Origin of the sequence: Paenibacillus monticola, from assembly GCF_009664975.1 — a bacterium.
GTDB lineage: Bacteria > Bacillota > Bacilli > Paenibacillales > Paenibacillaceae > Paenibacillus_AQ > Paenibacillus_AQ monticola.
This window is the reverse complement of record NZ_WJXB01000010.1, coordinates 30,580-47,418: the sequence shown is the minus strand read 5'-3', so window position 1 is coordinate 47,418 and position 16,839 is coordinate 30,580. Positions and strand designations below refer to the sequence as shown.

Genomic DNA, 16,839 nt, shown 5'->3' with positions numbered 1-16,839 from the left:
TTTTTGGCTACTCTCGGTCTTTTTTGCCAAGAGGATCAAGCAGAAAGTCTCCTTCGCCGCTCTCCATATAATGTCGGTAGCTTCGTCCCTTCACTACAGTCACATGGTTCCCGTCAATATCGGTCGCGATAAAGTTCTCCCAGGGCTCGACGAAACCTTCGGTTTCATCTGCTTCAATTTCCATATCGTTATAAGAATCAATATTGCTGCCCTCGGTCATGGCCGGGGAGTCTGAATTGCCCCAGCTTTCAACAATCTGCCAGGCGTCTTCACCGTCAAAGCCATTCTGGTCATCGCGTTCGTCAAGACTGGTCCGTCCAAAGGGAGGAGACAGAAACTCCTCTTCCACAGGTCGCGTAAACGGTGCATTTTGCCCGGGGTTGTGCTCCCTGCAGTAGCGGGTTGAGGGAATGGCGGATAAGCGTTCAATTGGGATTGGGTTGCCGCAAGTAAGACATAACCCGTAGGTGCCTTCATCCATGGCGCTCAGAGCAGCGTCGATATTATCCAGTTCATGCTCATCCCGTTCCAGCAAGGAGATATCCATAGAGCGGTTATAGAGCTCGGTGGCAGCATCGGCGGGGTGGTTATCGATTTCAGACAGTTCACCGGTACTATCGCGCATGGATTCTTGCAGACCGTAATGCTCATTATTCTTAAGCCTGTGCTGAATATCTGCCTGCTGCTGTGTAAGAAGAGAACGTAGCTGCGAGAGTTGCTGTACGGTTAGGTGCGTCATTATATTTTGCTCCTTTCTAATTGCCGGAAGGTTCTTTATTAGGTTGACCGGACAGAGCGGTTTTTAGCGCTGGAAAATAGTGCCCTCTAATTGCTCGTTATAGAAGCGTCCCCAATAGACGGGTTCTTGAGGCCTGTGCTACAATATACAAGTCTTTATTGAGTATTCGTACCGCCAAGGCGGGAAAAATAAGAACGGAGTGACAACTTCTGTGGTGTACTATCTGATTGCTCTTATTGTATTTTTGCTGGACCAGGGAACAAAGTATTTAATTGCTACTCGCCTGGAACTGGCTGAACAGATCCCTGTGATCGGGAACTTCTTCCTGATTACCTCCCACCGCAACAGCGGAGCGGCATTTGGTATTCTTGAAGGTCAGCAGTGGTTCTTTTTTCTGGTTACGATTGTAGTCGTTGCGGGTATCGTCTGGTACTTGAATAAGGCTAGAGCTACACGTAAACTACTGCCTTTGGCGCTTGGACTTGTGCTTGGCGGAGCTGTAGGCAACTTTTTGGACCGGATGCTGAATGGCGAGGTCGTTGATTTCCTGATGTTTAATTTTGGCAGCTACACTTTCCCTATTTTTAATGTGGCGGATTCCTGTATCGTTATCGGGGTAGCGCTTATCATTCTGGATTCGCTGCGTGACCTTAAGGGCGGAGACGAAATAACTGAAGTTAAGGAAGTAAAGGAAGTAAAAGAAGGGAATGAATGAATTGAATAAAGACGTCAATCAGCAGATCGAATCTGCATTCGAAGAAGAGAGGGACGTCACCGAGTGGACCGTTACCGGAGCAAATGACCGGGAGCGAATTGATAAATATATTACCGAGTCCTGGGAAGAGAATATTTCACGCTCCCAAGTGCAGCTATGGATCAGTGCTGGACATGTTACAGTCAACGGAGCACCGGTGAAAGCCAACTATAAGCTGTTTGAGGGCGATGTAGTAGCGATTATTATTCCTGAGCCGGAAGTAACGGATCTGATACCGGAAAATATTCCGCTGGACGTTGTATATGAAGATAGCGATGTCATTGTTGTGAATAAGCCGCGCGGCATGGTTGTGCATCCGGCAGTAGGTCATCCGTCCGGCACCTTGGTTAATGCGCTGATGTACCATTGCAAGGATCTGTCCGGCATTAACGGCGAGATTCGTCCGGGAATTGTGCACCGTATTGATAAGGATACGTCTGGACTTATCATGGCAGCCAAGAATGATGCCAGTCACGTATCACTGTCTGGGCAGCTTAAGGAGCATACCGTAACGCGGCGTTATATAGCACTGGTTCAGGGCAATCTTTCCCACGATCAAGGCACAGTGGATGCTCCAATCGGCAGAGATGCTCATGACCGCAAACTGTACACGGTAACACAAAAGAACAGCAAGAAGTCCGTTACGCACTTTACAGTACTGGAGCGTTTCGGCGATTGTACCCTTGTGGAGCTGCAGTTGGAGACTGGACGAACGCATCAGATCCGTGTTCACATGAAATTTATTGGACATTCGCTGTTGGGTGATCCTATATATGGACGCAGCAAAAACCCCTCAATAGTGGGACAGGCTCTGCACGCGGCAGTGCTTGGTTTTGTACATCCTGCTACCGGTGAATATTTGGAGTTTAGTACACCTATTCCAGCAGATATGGAAGAAGTATTATTCAATCTACGCAGCAGATAAGTACAAATGAAGTGATGATAAATCCATGGTTTTGAAGACAGGTTTACGTCATATTTAGAACTATAGATATGAATAATTTCACGAAAACAAGCCAGGAGATGAGACGAACTTTATGAGTATTGAACAATATCAGGAAAGCTATATTCAGACTAATTTTGCGGACCGCATCGGCGGGGCTAATTACGGCAAGGACACGGCGATTTATAAATTCGAGAAAATCAAACGCGCTAAAGCATCCGCTAAAAAGGATTTTCCCGATATCGAGCTGATCGACATGGGCGTAGGTGAGCCTGATGAGATGGCTGACGCAGGCATTATTGCTAAGCTCGCCGAAGAAGCAGCCAAAGAAGAGAATCGTGGTTATTCCGATAATGGTATTCCTGAATTCAAGACAGCAGCAGCTGAATATCTGCGCCAAGTATTCCTAGTTGAGGGTATCGATCCTGTCACTGAAATTGTACACTCCATCGGTTCGAAGCCGGCACTGGCGATGCTGCCTTCCTGCTTCATTAATCCGGGTGATATCACGATCATGACTGTTCCGGGTTACCCGGTGATGGGCACACACACCAAATATTTGGGTGGACAAGTATTTACGGTGGAGCTGAAGAAGGAGAATGATTTTCTACCTGACCTGAACTCCATTCCGGAAGATATTGCCGGTAAAGCGAAGCTGCTGTATCTGAACTATCCAAATAACCCGACGGGTGCAAGTGCGACTCCTGAATTTTTCGCCGAGGTTGTTGCTTGGGCCAAAAAATATGATGTTGTCGTTGTCCATGATGCTCCATATGCGGCCCTGACGTATGATGGCAAGAAGCCGCTTAGCTTCCTGTCCGTCCCTGGTGCAAAAGATGTTGGCGTAGAGCTGCACTCCCTTTCCAAATCCTACAATATGACAGGCTGGAGAATCGGCTTCGTGGCTGGTAATCCGCTCGTCGTTAAAGCATTCAGCGATGTGAAGGATAACAACGATTCCGGCCAGTTTATCGCTATTCAGAAAGCAGCGGCCTACGGCCTCGCACATCCTGAAATTACGGAAGCCATTGCCGCTAAGTATTCCCGTCGCCACAACCTGCTTGTTGATGCGCTGAACAGCCTGGGCTTCAAAGCTGAGAAACCAAAGGGCTCCTTCTTCCTATATGTAGCTGCACCTAAGGGCATCAAGGGTGGACGCCGCTTTGAATCCGGTGAGGACTTCTCACAGTTCCTGATCCGGGAGAAGCTGATCTCTACCGTGCCTTGGGATGATGCTGGTGCATTCGTACGCTTCTCCGTTACCTTTATCGCAAAAGGTGAAGAGGAAGAGAAACGTGTAATCTCCGAGATTCAGAGACGGCTTAGTGATGTTGAATTTGAATTTTAAAATTATATGTTGAGAAAAGCCTACCGTTGCCGGTAGGCTTTTTTGTGGAATGAATTAATGTAACGAAACAGGGATTGACCATTATCCTGGACACTAATACTTTGATCCAGCGGTAGCAGCATCGCTTGGTAAGGCTCCGGCACCCAAATATATTGATGGACATAAGGGGTCAGGACAAACCCACGGTGCTCCCAGAAATGAATACGTTCCGCATGCACGTCTGTTTCCCCGGATTCCACCTCGATGATGATCCCCCGCACTTGGTGTTCCTTCTGTGCCCAATCGCAAACCATACCGAGGAATTGTGTCCCGTAGCCCTGTCCCCGCGTTTCCTTACGTACTGCCAAATAGTCAATAATAAGCCGCTTATCGGCAAGAGCCCCTTCGACTCCACTTACTGCCATGGCTACGACCTCGTTATGGTACAATCCGGCATGAATACAAGCAATCCCACTATCCAACATGCTGCGCAGAATGCCTTTCGGTTTGGCACCGCTGGGGAAAGCTTCCCGATACACCGGCTCAATTCTGTTCCACAGTGACTCGTCCCAATGGTCAGTAGTCATGAATTCCAGCTTCATCTTGATTCGCCTCCAGCTTTATCATAACAGAATGGAGCTCGCAAGTTGACATGAGCTATTCGTTCTGTCATAATTTCATTAAATGAATATGCACCTTTAATTCAGTCCCGTGAGGCTGGCAAGGTAACGTGAATCGAGGTTCGCGCTCTAATTGGAAGATATCCGTATGTATACGGATGCTCTCTTTTTATGCGCGCGGCCAATCATCCTTCTTCATCTACGGATTTCACTCCTTGCCTACCTTGGGCAAGGAGTTTTTTTGTTTCTAGGGAACCTGGAGGGGCATACAAGCTGGAGGATGACGAATTATGGTTACTGAGAAAAATGTCATTATGGATGAAACGGCGATCCGCCGGGCGCTGTCGCGCATTGCCCATGAGATTTTGGAGAAGAACAAAGGGATTGAGAACTGTCTGCTGATCGGTATTCGGACACGTGGGGTGTACCTGGCCCAGCGGATTGCTGAACGGATCAAGGAGATTGAAGGCATCGATATTCCTTACGGCGAGCTGGATATCACGCACTATCGGGATGATCGCGAAGAAGATGGCAGTAGTCGGGAAGCAAAGGATCAGGCTATGAATAAGAGTACCTTGACCATTACCTCTGACAGTACAGGCAGTACTAGCATCCACGACAAAAAAGTAATATTGTTCGACGATGTGCTGTATACCGGGCGTACGATTCGCGCAGCTATGGATGCACTGATGGATTGCGGGCGTCCGCGAATGATTCAGCTGGCAGTGCTGGCGGATCGCGGACACCGGGAGCTGCCCATTCGTCCAGACTATATCGGCAAGAATGTACCTACCTCAAGACATGAGCAAATAGAAGTGGCGTTGACAGAATATGACGGCAAGGATGAAGTCTACATTATCTCAAACCGGGAGGAACGATAACAATGATGACAGCAACCAAGGTGAAGGAACGCAGTCTGTTAGGGCTTAAGGAGCTGGATGCTTCGGAAATCAGTCAGCTGCTGAACAGAACCGCCTACTGGGACAGTCAAAGTGAGAAGTTAACGCCTGTACTGGGAGCACATTTCATCTCTAATATGTTTTTTGAGAACAGCACACGGACTCGGTTTTCCTTCGAAATGGCGGAGAAACGGCTTGGTGCTCAAGTGCTGAATTTTACAGCAGCGGCTTCCAGTGTAGAAAAAGGCGAGTCGATCTACGACACAGTGCGCACGCTGGAGTCCATGGGGATCGATGCTGGAGTTGTGCGTTTGAAGCCTGCAGGAGTGCTGCAGCAGCTAGCTGAGAAAGTCTCTATACCGCTCATCAACGCGGGGGACGGCAATAATGAACATCCTACCCAAGCACTGCTGGATCTCTACACAATGTCCAAAACCTTTGGGGAACTGAAGGGCTTGAAAGTCTCAATTATCGGAGATATTATGCATAGCCGTGTAGCGCGCTCCAACCTTTGGGGGCTGACGAAGATGGGTGCTGAGGTGCAGTTCTGTGCACCGGAGAATATGAAAGCACCTGAGCTTATGGCTTACGCTCCTTATGTATCTATGGAAGAAGCACTGAAAGCTGATGTGGTGATGATGCTGCGTGTGCAGCTTGAACGTCATGCTACAGGTATGCTGCAGTCAGCGGAGGAATACCGGAGACAGTACGGGTTAACAGAAGAACGCGCGGCTACACTCGGTAAAAGTACAATCATTATGCATCCTGCTCCGGTGAACCGGAATGTTGAAATAGACGATGCAGTGGTAGAGAGCAGCCAATCCCGGATCTTTCCGCAGATGGCGAACGGAGTGCCTGTACGGATGGCTGTTCTTGAAAGAGCCCTATTATAAAATAGCTAACATAAACTTATTGATAATTATACACAAAGATGAATTTTTATTATATAATAAGGGAGAGTTATGAATATGACAGTGATCATTAAGAATGCCAGCGTATTGAACAAGGAAGGCGTACTAGAGCGCAAACAAATCGTACTTCAGAATGGGATTATCTCTGCTGTAACCGATGAGTATGAAGCTGAGGGTGAAGCTGCAGAAATCATAGATGCTGAAGGTAAGTTGCTGATTCCAGGCTTGATTGATATGCATGTGCATCTGCGCGAGCCGGGCTTCGAGCACAAGGAAACCGTGGAAACGGGTGGTCGCTCGGCAGCTAAGGGTGGATTCACAACCATCGCTTGCATGCCTAACACCCGACCAGTGACCGACAGTCCGGAAGTTGTGTTATTGGTGAAAGAAAAGGCGCGTGAAGCAGGATTAGTTAAAGTATTGCCTTATGCAGCCATTACGAAGAATGAGCTGGGCCGAGAGTTGACTGATTTTGCCGCACTGAAGGAAGCCGGAGCCATTGGCTTTACGGATGACGGCGTGGGTGTGCAGAGCGCGCAGATGATGAAGGATGCAATGAAGATCGCAGCCTCGCTGGATATGCCAGTCATTGCTCATTGCGAAGACAATTCGCTAGTTGTAGGCGGCTGTGTGGCAGAGGGGACATTTGCTACTGCAAATGGGCTGATTGGAATTCCGAATGAGTCGGAAGCCATCCATGTAGGCCGGGATATTTTACTCGCTGAAGCAACCGGGGTTCACTACCATGTATGCCATGTCAGCACAGAGCAATCGGTGCGGCTGATTCGCCAAGCTAAGGAGATCGGCATTAAAGTGACTGCTGAGGTATGTCCCCACCATCTGCTGCTGGCCGAAGAGGATATCCCGGGTATGGACGCCAATTGGAAAATGAACCCACCGCTGCGTTCCCGCCGCGATGTAGAAGCTTGTATCGAAGGGCTGCTGGACGGCACACTTGATATTATTGTTACGGACCATGCACCGCATAGTGAAGAAGAGAAGGCCAAGGGTATGGAGCTTGCTCCTTTTGGAATCGTCGGCTTCGAGACAGCTTTCCCGCTGCTGTACACAGCGTTCGTAGCTACCGGCAAATGGGACCTTTCCTTGCTCGTAAACCGCATGACCGCAGCTCCGGCCCGGGTATTCCGGCTGAATAGCGGGGTGCTGGATATAGGATCTCCTGCAGATCTAACACTGATTGATCTGGAGCAGGAACGGGAAGTAGATCCAAGTACTTTTGCCAGCAAAGGACGCAATACGCCTTTTGCCGGATGGAAGCTTAAGGGCTGGCCAGTAATGACTTGGGTAGATGGCAAGGCAATATGGACTGAGAGAATCTAATGAAATCCAAGTGGAACATCTTGGAGGACATGTTAGGCATAAGCTTTAGACTACAGAAACAAGAAGGAGTGGAAGGGAATGCAGGCGAGATTGCTGCTACAGGACGGTACGCTTTTTACAGGGACCGCATTTGGCGCTGAGGGTGAGAAGACGGGTGAGGTTGTATTTAATACAGGGATTACGGGATATCAGGAGGTGCTGTCGGACCCATCCTATTGCGGGCAAATCGTAACTATGACGTATCCGCTGATCGGGAATTACGGCATTACCCGGGACGATTTCGAGTCCGTACGCCCTTTCGTGCACGGCTTTGTCGTGCGCCGTCATGAGACGGTACCGAGCAACTGGCGCTCCGAATACAGCGTTGACGACCTGCTGAAGGAATATGATATTCCCGGAATTAGTGAGATTGATACGCGGATGCTGACCCGCATCATTCGTCATTACGGTACTATGAAGGCCATCCTTACAACCTCTAACAAGCGTGTCGAGGAATTGATGGAAATGATGGGTGACACCACGATTGAGGAGCTGCGCAATCAGGTAGCCCGTACCTCTACTGCTACTAGTTACAGCAGTCCGGGAAGTAAAGAACGGATCGTGCTTGTCGATTATGGTGCAAAGACCGGCATCCTGCGTGAGCTGAATAGCCGCGGCTGTGATGTTGTTGTTGTGCCACATGACGTATCAGCGGATGAAGTTCGCCGGTTGAACCCCGATGGGATTCTGCTGTCGAATGGCCCTGGGGACCCTAAAGATGTAACTTATGCTGTCAAGACTATATCCGAGCTGCTCGGTGAGTACCCAATCTTCGGAATTTGCCTGGGTCACCAGCTGTTTGCACTGGCTTGCGGCGCAGATACTGAGAAGCTCAAATTCGGACACCGCGGTGGAAACCATCCGGTTAAGGAATTGGCAAGCGGCCGCTGCTTCATCACCTCCCAGAACCACGGCTATACAGTGAATGAGGAATCGGTGGAAAGTACAGACCTGGAAATCACTCACATCAATAATAATGATAAGACTGTCGAAGGACTTAAACATACCCGCTACCCCGCATTTTCGGTGCAATATCATCCGGAAGCGGCACCGGGACCGCATGACAGCGGCTATCTGTTCGATCGCTTTCTGCAGATGATTGCCGACCATAAGGCCAATACACCTGTAATCTCGCGCCAGGCGCAGCTTGCAGCGAATGCCAGAATCACGGCCCCGAAACCTACTGCACAACTTGAAGCCGTGAAAGGAGCTCTATAACATGCCAAAGAATAATAAGCTTAAGAAGATACTCGTCATCGGCTCCGGCCCGATTGTTATCGGCCAGGCCGCTGAGTTTGACTATGCAGGCACTCAGGCCTGTCAGGCTCTTAAAGAAGAAGGCGTGGAGGTTGTGCTGATTAACAGCAATCCTGCGACCATCATGACCGATACGAATATGGCTGATAAAGTTTATATCGAGCCGATTACACTTGAATTCGTAACCGCGATTATCCGTCAGGAGCGTCCGGATGGCCTACTGCCTACTTTGGGTGGACAGACTGGGCTGAACATGGCCGTAGAACTGGCACGTGCCGGAGTTCTTGAGCAGGAGAACGTGTTGCTGCTTGGCACACAGCTGGAATCGATTGAGAAGGCCGAGGATCGCGACTTGTTCCGTGATCTCATGCGCGAGCTGGATCAGCCTGTACCGGACAGCGTAATTATTACTGCACTGGATGAAGCCTTGGTCTTCGCCGAAGAAATCGGATATCCGTTGATTGTCCGTCCTGCTTATACACTAGGTGGTACTGGTGGCGGTATCTGTGACAATGAAGAAGAACTGCGTGAGACTGTCAAAGCAGGCATTCGTTATAGTCCGATTGGACAATGCCTGGTGGAGAAGAGTATTGCCGGCATGAAGGAAGTTGAATATGAGGTTATGCGTGACGCGAACGACAACTGTATCGTGGTCTGCAACATGGAGAACTTTGACCCTGTAGGCATACATACAGGTGACAGTATTGTTGTGGCTCCGAGCCAGACGCTGTCTGATCGTGAATACCAGATGCTGCGCAGTGCTTCCCTCAAAATTATCCGTGCACTGAATATCGAAGGCGGCTGCAACGTGCAGTTCGCACTTGATCCACAAAGCTATCAATATTATGTCATTGAAGTAAATCCGCGTGTTAGCCGCTCATCGGCTCTGGCTTCAAAGGCGACTGGCTACCCAATCGCTAAGATGGCAGCCAAAATCGCCCTCGGCTATACGCTTGATGAAATTATCAATCCAGTTACCGGACAGACTTATGCCTGCTTCGAGCCTACACTGGACTATATCGTAAGCAAAATTCCGCGCTGGCCGTTCGACAAGTTCATCTATGCGAACCGTAAGCTAGGTACGCAGATGAAGGCTACTGGAGAAGTTATGGCCATCGGCCGTACTTTTGAGGAGTCTATCCATAAGGCTGTCCGTTCTCTGGAGATCGGTGTACATCGTATCAATCTGCCAGGAGCTGAATTGCTGGAAGAGAGTGTGCTGCGCACACGCCTGATTAAAGCCGACGATGAGCGCCTGTTCCTGATTGCTGAAGCTTTCCGCCGTGGGCTGGAATTACAGGATATTCAGGATCTCACTAACGTAGACTGGTGGTTCCTCTCCAAGATTGAAGCCATCGTAAACTTCGAAGATGTTATTCGCAAGGCACCAAGCTTGACCTCGGAAACCCTGTATCAGGCTAAACGTATGGGCTTTACAGACCGCTCTATTGCTGAGATTCGTGGCGAAGGACAACCCGGTGGTGAGCATACCAAAGAAGCCGATGTTCGTGCGCTGCGTCTGGCGCAAGGTCTGACACCTGTCTTCAAAATGGTTGATACCTGTGCGGCTGAGTTTGAGGCTACGACACCGTACTATTACTCCACTTACGAAACAGAGAATGAGGTTATTCATTCTGATAAGCAAAAGGTAATCGTGCTGGGCTCCGGTCCGATCCGGATTGGCCAGGGGATTGAGTTCGATTACTCTACGGTGCATGCGGTTTGGGCGATTCAGAAGGCCGGTTATGAAGCCGTAATTATCAACAACAACCCAGAGACGGTATCGACGGACTTTAACACCTCGGACCGCTTGTATTTTGAACCCTTGTTCTTTGAAGATGTAATGAACGTTATCGCCCAAGAGAATCCAATTGGAGTTATCGTCCAGTTCGGAGGTCAGACGGCCATTAACCTGGCAGCACCGCTGAGTGCGGCCGGAGTCAATATTCTCGGGACTAGCTTGGAAAGTATAGATGAAGCAGAGAACCGTAAGAAATTTGAAGCGCTGCTGTCTCGTCTAAATATTGCCCAACCAAAGGGCAAGACGGTAGTGGATGTTAGTGAAGCTGTAGAGACCGCTCAATCACTCGGATATCCGGTGCTAGTACGTCCTTCGTATGTCCTGGGTGGACGCGCGATGGAAATTGTCTATAATGATACAGAATTACTCAGCTACATGGTTGAAGCGGTTAAGGTTAACCCGGAGCATCCGGTATTAATCGACCGTTATATGCTCGGTAAAGAGGTTGAGGTAGATGCGATTTGCGACGGAGAGACCGTTGTGATTCCGGGAATCATGGAGCATGTGGAGCGCGCGGGTATTCACTCCGGTGACTCTATCGCCGTCTATCCACCGCAATATCTGGACGAAGGTCTGAAGCAGAAGATCGCGGAGATTACAATCAAGATCGCCAAAGAACTGAAGACGATCGGACTGGTCAACATCCAGTTTGTTATCTATCAGAATGAAGTGTACGTCATTGAAGTGAATCCACGTTCCTCGCGTACGGTGCCTTTCCTGAGTAAGGTAACTGGTATTCCAATGGCTAATCTGGCTACTAAGATCATTCTGGGCGGCAAGCTGAAGGATGATGGATATACAGAAGGTCTATGGCCGGAAAGTGATTATGTCTCGGTAAAAGTACCGGTATTCTCTTTTGCCAAGCTGCGCAGAGTAGAGCCTACGCTCGGACCGGAGATGAAATCTACGGGTGAAGTTATGGGCCGCGACAAGCTGTTCGCCAAGGCGTTATACAAAGGTCTGATCGGAGCAGGAATGAAAATTCCGGCAACCGGATCTATCATCATTACGGTAGCGGACAAAGACAAGGCTGAAGCAGTAGAGCTTATGAAAGGCTTCCATGCCATGGGCTACAAAATCATTGCTACCGGCGGTACAGCCCAAGCGCTTGAAGACGCAGGCCTCAACGTAATGAACGTCAATAAGCTGGATGAAGGCGAGCCGACCATTCTGGATCTGATCCGTGGAGGCCAAGCCAACTTCGTCTTTAATACACTGACCAAAGGCAAAACACCAGAGCGTGACGGATTCCGTATCCGCCGTGAAGCGGTCGAGAATGGTGTGGTCTGTATGACATCGCTCGATACGGTGACGGCGCTGCTGATCATGCTGCAGACGATCAACTTCTCGTCGCAGGCGATGCCTGCTTTTGTTGGACAATAAATTAATAATGCCATATTTGAACGGTGCTATAAAGGACGGTTTGCGGGATATTCGCAGACCGTTCCGCTATGCCCGGGGGCTAGAAAAGTCTAGTGCGGCTATCCGTCACACTGTAAAAGGAGCGTTAACATGACAGATGGAACAGGACAGGTTGCCGAGGATAATATCGGTGATATCACCAAACGGGATGAAATGTCAAAGCGTCTAATGATCGCCCTTGACTACCCTAACGTTGCTCAGGCCCGGCTGCTGATCGAGAAGCTGGAGGGAATTCCTTGTTATATGAAGGTTGGCATGCAACTCTTCTATGCGGCGGGCCCGGAATTCATCAAAGAGCTGAAAGAACGTGGGTATTCCGTATTCGTGGATGTCAAAATGCATGATATCCCCAACACGGTAAAAGGCGGCGCGGAAAGTCTTACACAGCTGGGTGTAGATATGTTCAACGTGCATGCAGCAGGCGGCTCCGCGATGATGGCCGCTGCCCGTAATGGTGCTACCGCTGCGGTGAGTGTGAATCCGTCACTGCAGATGCCATTGATTATCGCAGTTACACAGCTGACCAGCACGAGCCAGGAGGTCATGAACGGCGAGATTGGGATTGCCGGAAACGTTGCAGATACTGTGGTGCGTTATGCCAAGCTGGCAGCGGCAGCAGGTCTGGACGGCGTTGTAGCTTCGCCACAGGAGGCGGCTATCATTGCAGACGCCTGTGGGCCAGCATTTCGCACCATTACACCCGGCATTCGTCCGGCAGGTGCTTCCTTGGATGACCAGTCACGGGTGATGACACCCGCACAAGCCATCCGGCAGGGCAGTCATTACCTTGTAGTGGGTCGCCCCGTTACAGCAGCCCCAGACCCGCGACAAGCAGCACTTACTATTATTGAGGAGATGATCCAAGCGTGAGTCCATTATTGAATAAAAGTGAACAAGTAGCTTCCTATCTGCTGGAGATTGGAGCGGTGGCGCTGCGTCCGCAGGAGCCTTTTACATGGACCTCTGGAATCAAGTCTCCGATTTATTGTGATAACAGGTTGACTATGGCCTACCCGGAAGTGCGCAGCTTTATCGCTGAGGCCTTTGTAGAGCTGATTAACAGCCAGTATCCTGACGCTCAGGTAATTGCGGGGACAGCAACTGCCGGTATCCCACATGCAGCCTGGGTGGCTGATAAATTGAATCTGCCGATGGCTTATATTCGCGACAAGGCCAAGGGACATGGCAAGCAGAACCAGATCGAGGGCCTTATCACCCCTGGTCAAAAGGTTGTCGTGATCGAAGATCTGATCTCTACCGGAGGCAGTTCGATCAAAGCGGCTCAGGCTGTGCAAGAGGCTGGCGGAGAAGTGCTGGCTGTACTGGCCATCTTCAGCTATGAGCTGGATCGTGCAACAGAAGCATTCGCCGCAGCGGAGGTGCCGCTGCAAAGCCTGTCTAACTACACAGTGCTAATTGATGTAGCGCTAGCTAAAGGGAAAATAGCAGCAGCAGATGTAGAACTGCTGAAATCCTGGAGAAGTAATCCGGCAGCATTCGGCGTATAACCGACCTGATGAATAAGAGTACACATATGATTAGCCTCTCACCTAACCGTGCGGAGGCTATTTGTATGTTCAGCACTTGGAAATTACAGTGGCTGATTTTGCGGAAAATGGGCATGATAAATTCGAGCAGGACAGGATCAATTTGCGAAAAAAGGAGAAGAGGGCAACATGAATTGGATATACTTCGCGAAGCTGTTCAGGACAAGATTTCAAGCAGGCTGTCTGGCAAAAAGGCTGGAGCAGGACGGTTGGATTTATGGATATCATGATCCCCGTTTCGTGGAAATTTATCGTTCGCGTAAAGGCCGGTACGGGGTACGTTTCCTGCCCTAACAACAAATACGAATTCCAACTTGACTTAAACCCATGATCTAATGTATATTATTTATTGTCGCTGTTTGAATATGATTACTGACGCGGGGTGGAGCAGCCCGGTAGCTCGTCGGGCTCATAACCCGAAGGCCGCAGGTTCAAATCCTGCCCCCGCAATCCATTTATTTACAAGCAGCCATTGTATATTCGGATGTTTTAGTCCGGGCCCTTAGCTCAGTTGGTTAGAGCGGTCGGCTCATAACCGATTGGTCGGGGGTTCGAGTCCCTCAGGGCCCACTTATAAGAAACCCTTGCCTAGCAAGGGTTTTTTGCTGTCTTGGGGGTCGGTGGAAGATGAGGTTGAGGATGTCTCGAAAAATTGAGGAAATAGGAAATGGTCACATTAAGGTCACAGTGTCGGTTCATTCACAGGATTATGGGTCATTTGCATTTTCGAATCAATTAAGTCTGCAGCATCTCGCAGCATATCGGGTAACAAGTGAGAATATCTGTCCAGATAGATTTGTACACTGCTATGACCAAGATGTTCCGCGCCGATTTTTGCATTTACTCCATTATTTAATAACATTGAAGCATGCGAATGTCTTAGATCATGGAACCTTATTTTGGATAGCTCTGACTTTCCTGTCAAGAAGGCGAACGTCTCTGTAACCCGTCTTGGCTTAATAGGTTCTCCATTTTCATAACTGCATACTAGGTCATGATCTTTCTCAACATGGTATATACGGATTTTTTGAAAAGAGGACATGCCTCAGAAAAAGCTCTAGAAATCCTGTTCAACGGAAATGTGTTGGAAGATTCGGTCATGACTCGTGAGTATGAATTATATGCTAAAGAAGGAGATAGACAGTAATGCCACTGGTATTTAAACGTCTCCTGTACGCAGGGGACATCTTTGAAGGAGAGATTCAAGGGTTCTTTGTGCAGGCGCATGTATTTTCAGAGCCATCCTCTTATGGGATCACAGAAGGTCAGATCAGTCGGTTGATGGTGTATCAAAATCAGCAAAAAGAGTTCGGAAATAATCTGGCCAACTTTAACCGGGGATGGGATGGCAGTCCTCCCGAAGATACCAAGATTCGTGCGGTCATCGAAGCTGCAGTCAGGCAGTTTGATGATAAAGCCGTAGATTGGCGGTTTGAGGCTTCACGTAAGAATGAATCATATTGAAATCCTTTGTGATGAATAGTATACGCAAACTATGAATATACTGTAATATAAGATCATTCAGGATTAAGAGCTGCTGCTGAAAACAGACTGTACTCAGTTATTGAGTTACAGTCTTTTTTTTTATGCTCCAATTCGTTTCTCCTATCCTATAAGTAGAGAAATAATCTTTGATTGGTTTGGAAGGATTGATCTTATAAAGTCTTGGAATTGATAGGAGCGAATCATGGACTCGTCTTCAAACAGCAGATGATCGATCTTTTCAGCCTCCACATCGGTATTGGCCTTTGGTAAAGCTGAAGTTCATCCGTTTCAGCATCGCACTGATGCCGAGTACGCTCATGGTGACGCCGTATTCCCGTTTCTTCCACTCCGCCACCAGTGGAAGAGTACCAGGTGACAGAGCTTCAAACCCCACATCGGCTGGCTGTTGCTGTTCGAGTACTGAGGCTAACTGATGACGCTGCTCGTCTGTGAGTTTCGTCGGTTGTCCAGGAGAATGATCATGTTCAGAGCGGGCAGACTTTGTGTTTGATAGGTTTGCCAATAAATACTGATGGTTTGACGCGCACGGCTTAGTACATACCGATCTCCAAACGTCCTTCAAGACGAACCGCTAGATACCTTTCGTAGAGCAGTTTATCAGATTTCTCTTTCATGGCTGTATTATTTCTTCACTACTCATTTTCATTGCTGCCTTGAATTCATTTACAATGTATTACCCGATTTGGCGACTTGAGAGACTTCGTTAGTTTCTTAATTACGTTCTAAATAGTTATACATAGGGATTGATTAAGGTTTTGAGCTGCGGAAGTTGAATATATTAGAAGATGAATCTAAAGACTTATTTCAATGTAATAGAAATATATGTAAAATGAATTTGTTGGGATTAATTACATATATATACAAGGGGTGGTGCGTATACATAGAGATTTTAAATCGACACCGGCAAGTTAAAGTTAAGGGAAATAATAAATATCAATTGGAGGTTATTAAAATGAAAAAATTCTTCAAGAAACCATTTACGGTCCTAGCAACCTTATTTCTTGCCTTAAGTATACTTCCTGGAACTGGCTTCGCTGCGTCTAATGATGTGGTTGCTGAACCACGTATTGATCCAACTGCTGCACAAGCCCTTACCATTCAATCTCAAAGTCCTATTGTAACAGATGAGAGCGGTAATGCGGTACAAGCACTAGCGACAGACGTTGCAATTTTAACTTTATGGTCAGTCCCGAGTGGTAGTAGTACTGGAAGCTCTGGTGGTGATGGATCTTCAAGTTTTGGGACTCATTCATTTATTACTGTAAATAATATTAGTTCTTCAAGTATTACAATTGGTAAATTATCTGGTATTGCAGCAAATAAACTGGTTTCTGTTGGAACTTGGGGGAATAAAACAGAACATACTGGTATATGGTATAATTTAGAGGCAATGTTCATTAATAACTACAGTGCGTACAGTGGTAGGGTTTCTCATTCCATGTATATTAGTTCTACCCAGTTAAGTAGCGTAAATAGTTATATTATTAATCATGATTCATGGAGTTTAACAAACAATTGTTCCTCCTTTGCTGTTGGTCTATGGAACTCGATATCCTCTGACGACTATTCTGCTGGAACAATTAATACTCCTCAAAATTTATATTACTCAATTAAAGATGGTGCTTATGACACCAATGCTTCCGTTCCATATAATTATGCAGTTTATTATGCTCAAGGTACTGGTACTCCTATAAGAAGTACACAATTCTAAAAATTATTTATATACTTTATAC

17 protein-coding genes and 2 tRNA genes are annotated in these 16,839 nt (G+C 48.0%); 15 read left to right on the top strand and 4 right to left on the bottom strand.

Features of this window, described 5'->3' with window-relative positions; translation table 11 throughout:
• Positions 1-7 precede the first annotated feature (7 nt).
• Entirely contained in the window at positions 8-739 is a 732-nt protein-coding gene (locus GJB61_RS21805) for a TraR/DksA C4-type zinc finger protein (protein WP_154121151.1), read from the bottom strand.
• Between the two features lie 211 nt (positions 740-950).
• On the opposite strand from GJB61_RS21805, the gene lspA reads away from it, so the two are divergent.
• The 3 genes from lspA (at position 951) to GJB61_RS21790 (ending at position 3,784) form a co-directional block, all read left to right on the top strand.
• Positions 951-1,454: a signal peptidase II gene (gene lspA / locus GJB61_RS21800; protein WP_338116048.1), complete on the top strand. Its 504-nt coding sequence runs from the start codon at positions 951-953 to the stop codon at positions 1,452-1,454.
• Positions 1,447-2,418, top strand: coding sequence for an RluA family pseudouridine synthase (locus GJB61_RS21795; RefSeq protein WP_154121149.1), 972 nt, complete (start codon positions 1,447-1,449; stop codon positions 2,416-2,418). Before lspA ends, GJB61_RS21795 begins: the two co-directional genes overlap by 8 nt.
• Positions 2,419-2,530: 112 nt before the next feature.
• A complete protein-coding gene (locus GJB61_RS21790; protein ID WP_154121148.1) occupies positions 2,531-3,784 on the top strand; it encodes an LL-diaminopimelate aminotransferase in 1,254 nt (417 codons plus the stop codon).
• 20 nt (positions 3,785-3,804) lie between these two features.
• Here the strand turns inward: GJB61_RS21790 and GJB61_RS21785 are convergent, their stop codons facing one another.
• Positions 3,805-4,365 carry a GNAT family N-acetyltransferase gene (locus GJB61_RS21785; protein ID WP_154121147.1) on the bottom strand — a complete coding sequence of 187 codons (561 nt, stop codon included), beginning with the start codon at positions 4,363-4,365 and terminating at the stop codon, positions 3,805-3,807.
• Between the two features lie 308 nt (positions 4,366-4,673).
• Here GJB61_RS21785 and pyrR point away from each other — a divergent pair, with 308 nt between their 5' ends.
• From pyrR to GJB61_RS21740, 10 genes are all read left to right on the top strand, one after another.
• Complete coding sequence (gene pyrR / locus GJB61_RS21780; protein WP_154121146.1) at positions 4,674-5,264, top strand: bifunctional pyr operon transcriptional regulator/uracil phosphoribosyltransferase PyrR; 591 nt, start codon at positions 4,674-4,676, stop codon at positions 5,262-5,264.
• A gap of 2 nt (positions 5,265-5,266) precedes the next feature.
• Complete coding sequence (locus tag GJB61_RS21775) at positions 5,267-6,175, top strand: aspartate carbamoyltransferase catalytic subunit (RefSeq protein ID WP_154121145.1); 909 nt, start codon at positions 5,267-5,269, stop codon at positions 6,173-6,175.
• A 75-nt stretch (positions 6,176-6,250) separates the two neighbouring features.
• On the top strand, positions 6,251-7,534 hold the full coding sequence (locus GJB61_RS21770) for a dihydroorotase (protein ID WP_154121144.1): 1,284 nt from the start codon (positions 6,251-6,253) through the stop codon (positions 7,532-7,534).
• Positions 7,535-7,612: 78 nt separating this feature from the next.
• Entirely contained in the window at positions 7,613-8,791 is a 1,179-nt protein-coding gene (carA, locus tag GJB61_RS21765) for a glutamine-hydrolyzing carbamoyl-phosphate synthase small subunit (protein WP_154121143.1), read from the top strand.
• Position 8,792: 1 nt separating this feature from the next.
• Positions 8,793-12,014 (top strand): carbamoyl-phosphate synthase large subunit, encoded by a 3,222-nt coding sequence (carB, locus tag GJB61_RS21760; protein WP_154121142.1) that lies wholly within the window; start codon positions 8,793-8,795, stop codon positions 12,012-12,014.
• 129 nt (positions 12,015-12,143) lie between these two features.
• Complete coding sequence (gene pyrF, locus GJB61_RS21755) at positions 12,144-12,923, top strand: orotidine-5'-phosphate decarboxylase (protein ID WP_154121141.1); 780 nt, start codon at positions 12,144-12,146, stop codon at positions 12,921-12,923.
• Positions 12,920-13,561, top strand: a complete 642-nt coding sequence (pyrE, locus tag GJB61_RS21750; protein ID WP_338116016.1) for an orotate phosphoribosyltransferase — start codon at positions 12,920-12,922, stop codon at positions 13,559-13,561. Before pyrF ends, pyrE begins: the two co-directional genes overlap by 4 nt.
• Before the next feature lie 168 nt (positions 13,562-13,729).
• Positions 13,730-13,894 carry a hypothetical protein gene (locus tag GJB61_RS31325; RefSeq protein ID WP_019909365.1) on the top strand — a complete coding sequence of 55 codons (165 nt, stop codon included), beginning with the start codon at positions 13,730-13,732 and terminating at the stop codon, positions 13,892-13,894.
• A gap of 82 nt (positions 13,895-13,976) precedes the next feature.
• Positions 13,977-14,050: transfer RNA gene (locus GJB61_RS21745), tRNA-Met, on the top strand.
• 46 nt (positions 14,051-14,096) lie between these two features.
• Positions 14,097-14,170 (top strand) — tRNA-Ile (locus GJB61_RS21740).
• A 112-nt stretch (positions 14,171-14,282) separates the two neighbouring features.
• Here GJB61_RS21740 and GJB61_RS21735 read toward each other — a convergent pair.
• Positions 14,283-14,642 (bottom strand): tyrosine-type recombinase/integrase, encoded by a 360-nt coding sequence (locus tag GJB61_RS21735; RefSeq protein WP_154121140.1) that lies wholly within the window; start codon positions 14,640-14,642, stop codon positions 14,283-14,285.
• 104 nt (positions 14,643-14,746) lie between these two features.
• On the opposite strand from GJB61_RS21735, the gene GJB61_RS21730 reads away from it, so the two are divergent.
• Positions 14,747-15,064: a DUF7678 domain-containing protein gene (locus GJB61_RS21730; RefSeq protein ID WP_154121139.1), complete on the top strand. Its 318-nt coding sequence runs from the start codon at positions 14,747-14,749 to the stop codon at positions 15,062-15,064.
• A 259-nt stretch (positions 15,065-15,323) separates the two neighbouring features.
• Here GJB61_RS21730 and GJB61_RS21725 read toward each other — a convergent pair whose 3' ends face one another.
• A complete protein-coding gene (locus tag GJB61_RS21725; RefSeq protein ID WP_195724427.1) occupies positions 15,324-15,608 on the bottom strand; it encodes a helix-turn-helix domain-containing protein in 285 nt (94 codons plus the stop codon).
• 450 nt (positions 15,609-16,058) lie between these two features.
• Here GJB61_RS21725 and GJB61_RS21720 point away from each other — a divergent pair, with 450 nt between their 5' ends.
• The gene (locus GJB61_RS21720) at positions 16,059-16,817 is read left to right on the top strand and encodes a hypothetical protein (RefSeq protein WP_154121137.1); all 759 of its coding nucleotides are present in this window, start codon (positions 16,059-16,061) and stop codon (positions 16,815-16,817) included.
• The last annotated feature ends 22 nt before the right edge of the window (positions 16,818-16,839 follow it).

What these genes read in the sequence shown, in the direction of transcription:
- GJB61_RS21805 (WP_154121151.1), bottom strand. Translation starts at nt 739, where the DNA reads ATGACGCACCTAACCGTACAGCAACTCTCGCAGCTACGTTCTCTTCTT.
- GJB61_RS21795 (WP_154121149.1), top strand. Translation starts at nt 1,447, where the DNA reads ATGAATGAATTGAATAAAGACGTCAATCAGCAGATCGAATCTGCATTC.
- GJB61_RS21790 (WP_154121148.1), top strand. Translation starts at nt 2,531, where the DNA reads ATGAGTATTGAACAATATCAGGAAAGCTATATTCAGACTAATTTTGCG.
- GJB61_RS21785 (WP_154121147.1), bottom strand. Translation starts at nt 4,365, where the DNA reads ATGAAGCTGGAATTCATGACTACTGACCATTGGGACGAGTCACTGTGG.
- pyrR (WP_154121146.1), top strand. Translation starts at nt 4,674, where the DNA reads ATGGTTACTGAGAAAAATGTCATTATGGATGAAACGGCGATCCGCCGG.
- GJB61_RS21775 (WP_154121145.1), top strand. Translation starts at nt 5,267, where the DNA reads ATGATGACAGCAACCAAGGTGAAGGAACGCAGTCTGTTAGGGCTTAAG.
- GJB61_RS21770 (WP_154121144.1), top strand. Translation starts at nt 6,251, where the DNA reads ATGACAGTGATCATTAAGAATGCCAGCGTATTGAACAAGGAAGGCGTA.
- carA (WP_154121143.1), top strand. Translation starts at nt 7,613, where the DNA reads ATGCAGGCGAGATTGCTGCTACAGGACGGTACGCTTTTTACAGGGACC.
- carB (WP_154121142.1), top strand. Translation starts at nt 8,793, where the DNA reads ATGCCAAAGAATAATAAGCTTAAGAAGATACTCGTCATCGGCTCCGGC.
- pyrF (WP_154121141.1), top strand. Translation starts at nt 12,144, where the DNA reads ATGACAGATGGAACAGGACAGGTTGCCGAGGATAATATCGGTGATATC.
- GJB61_RS31325 (WP_019909365.1), top strand. Translation starts at nt 13,730, where the DNA reads ATGAATTGGATATACTTCGCGAAGCTGTTCAGGACAAGATTTCAAGCA.
- GJB61_RS21735 (WP_154121140.1), bottom strand. Translation starts at nt 14,642, where the DNA reads ATGTCCTCTTTTCAAAAAATCCGTATATACCATGTTGAGAAAGATCAT.
- GJB61_RS21730 (WP_154121139.1), top strand. Translation starts at nt 14,747, where the DNA reads ATGCCACTGGTATTTAAACGTCTCCTGTACGCAGGGGACATCTTTGAA.
- GJB61_RS21720 (WP_154121137.1), top strand. Translation starts at nt 16,059, where the DNA reads ATGAAAAAATTCTTCAAGAAACCATTTACGGTCCTAGCAACCTTATTT.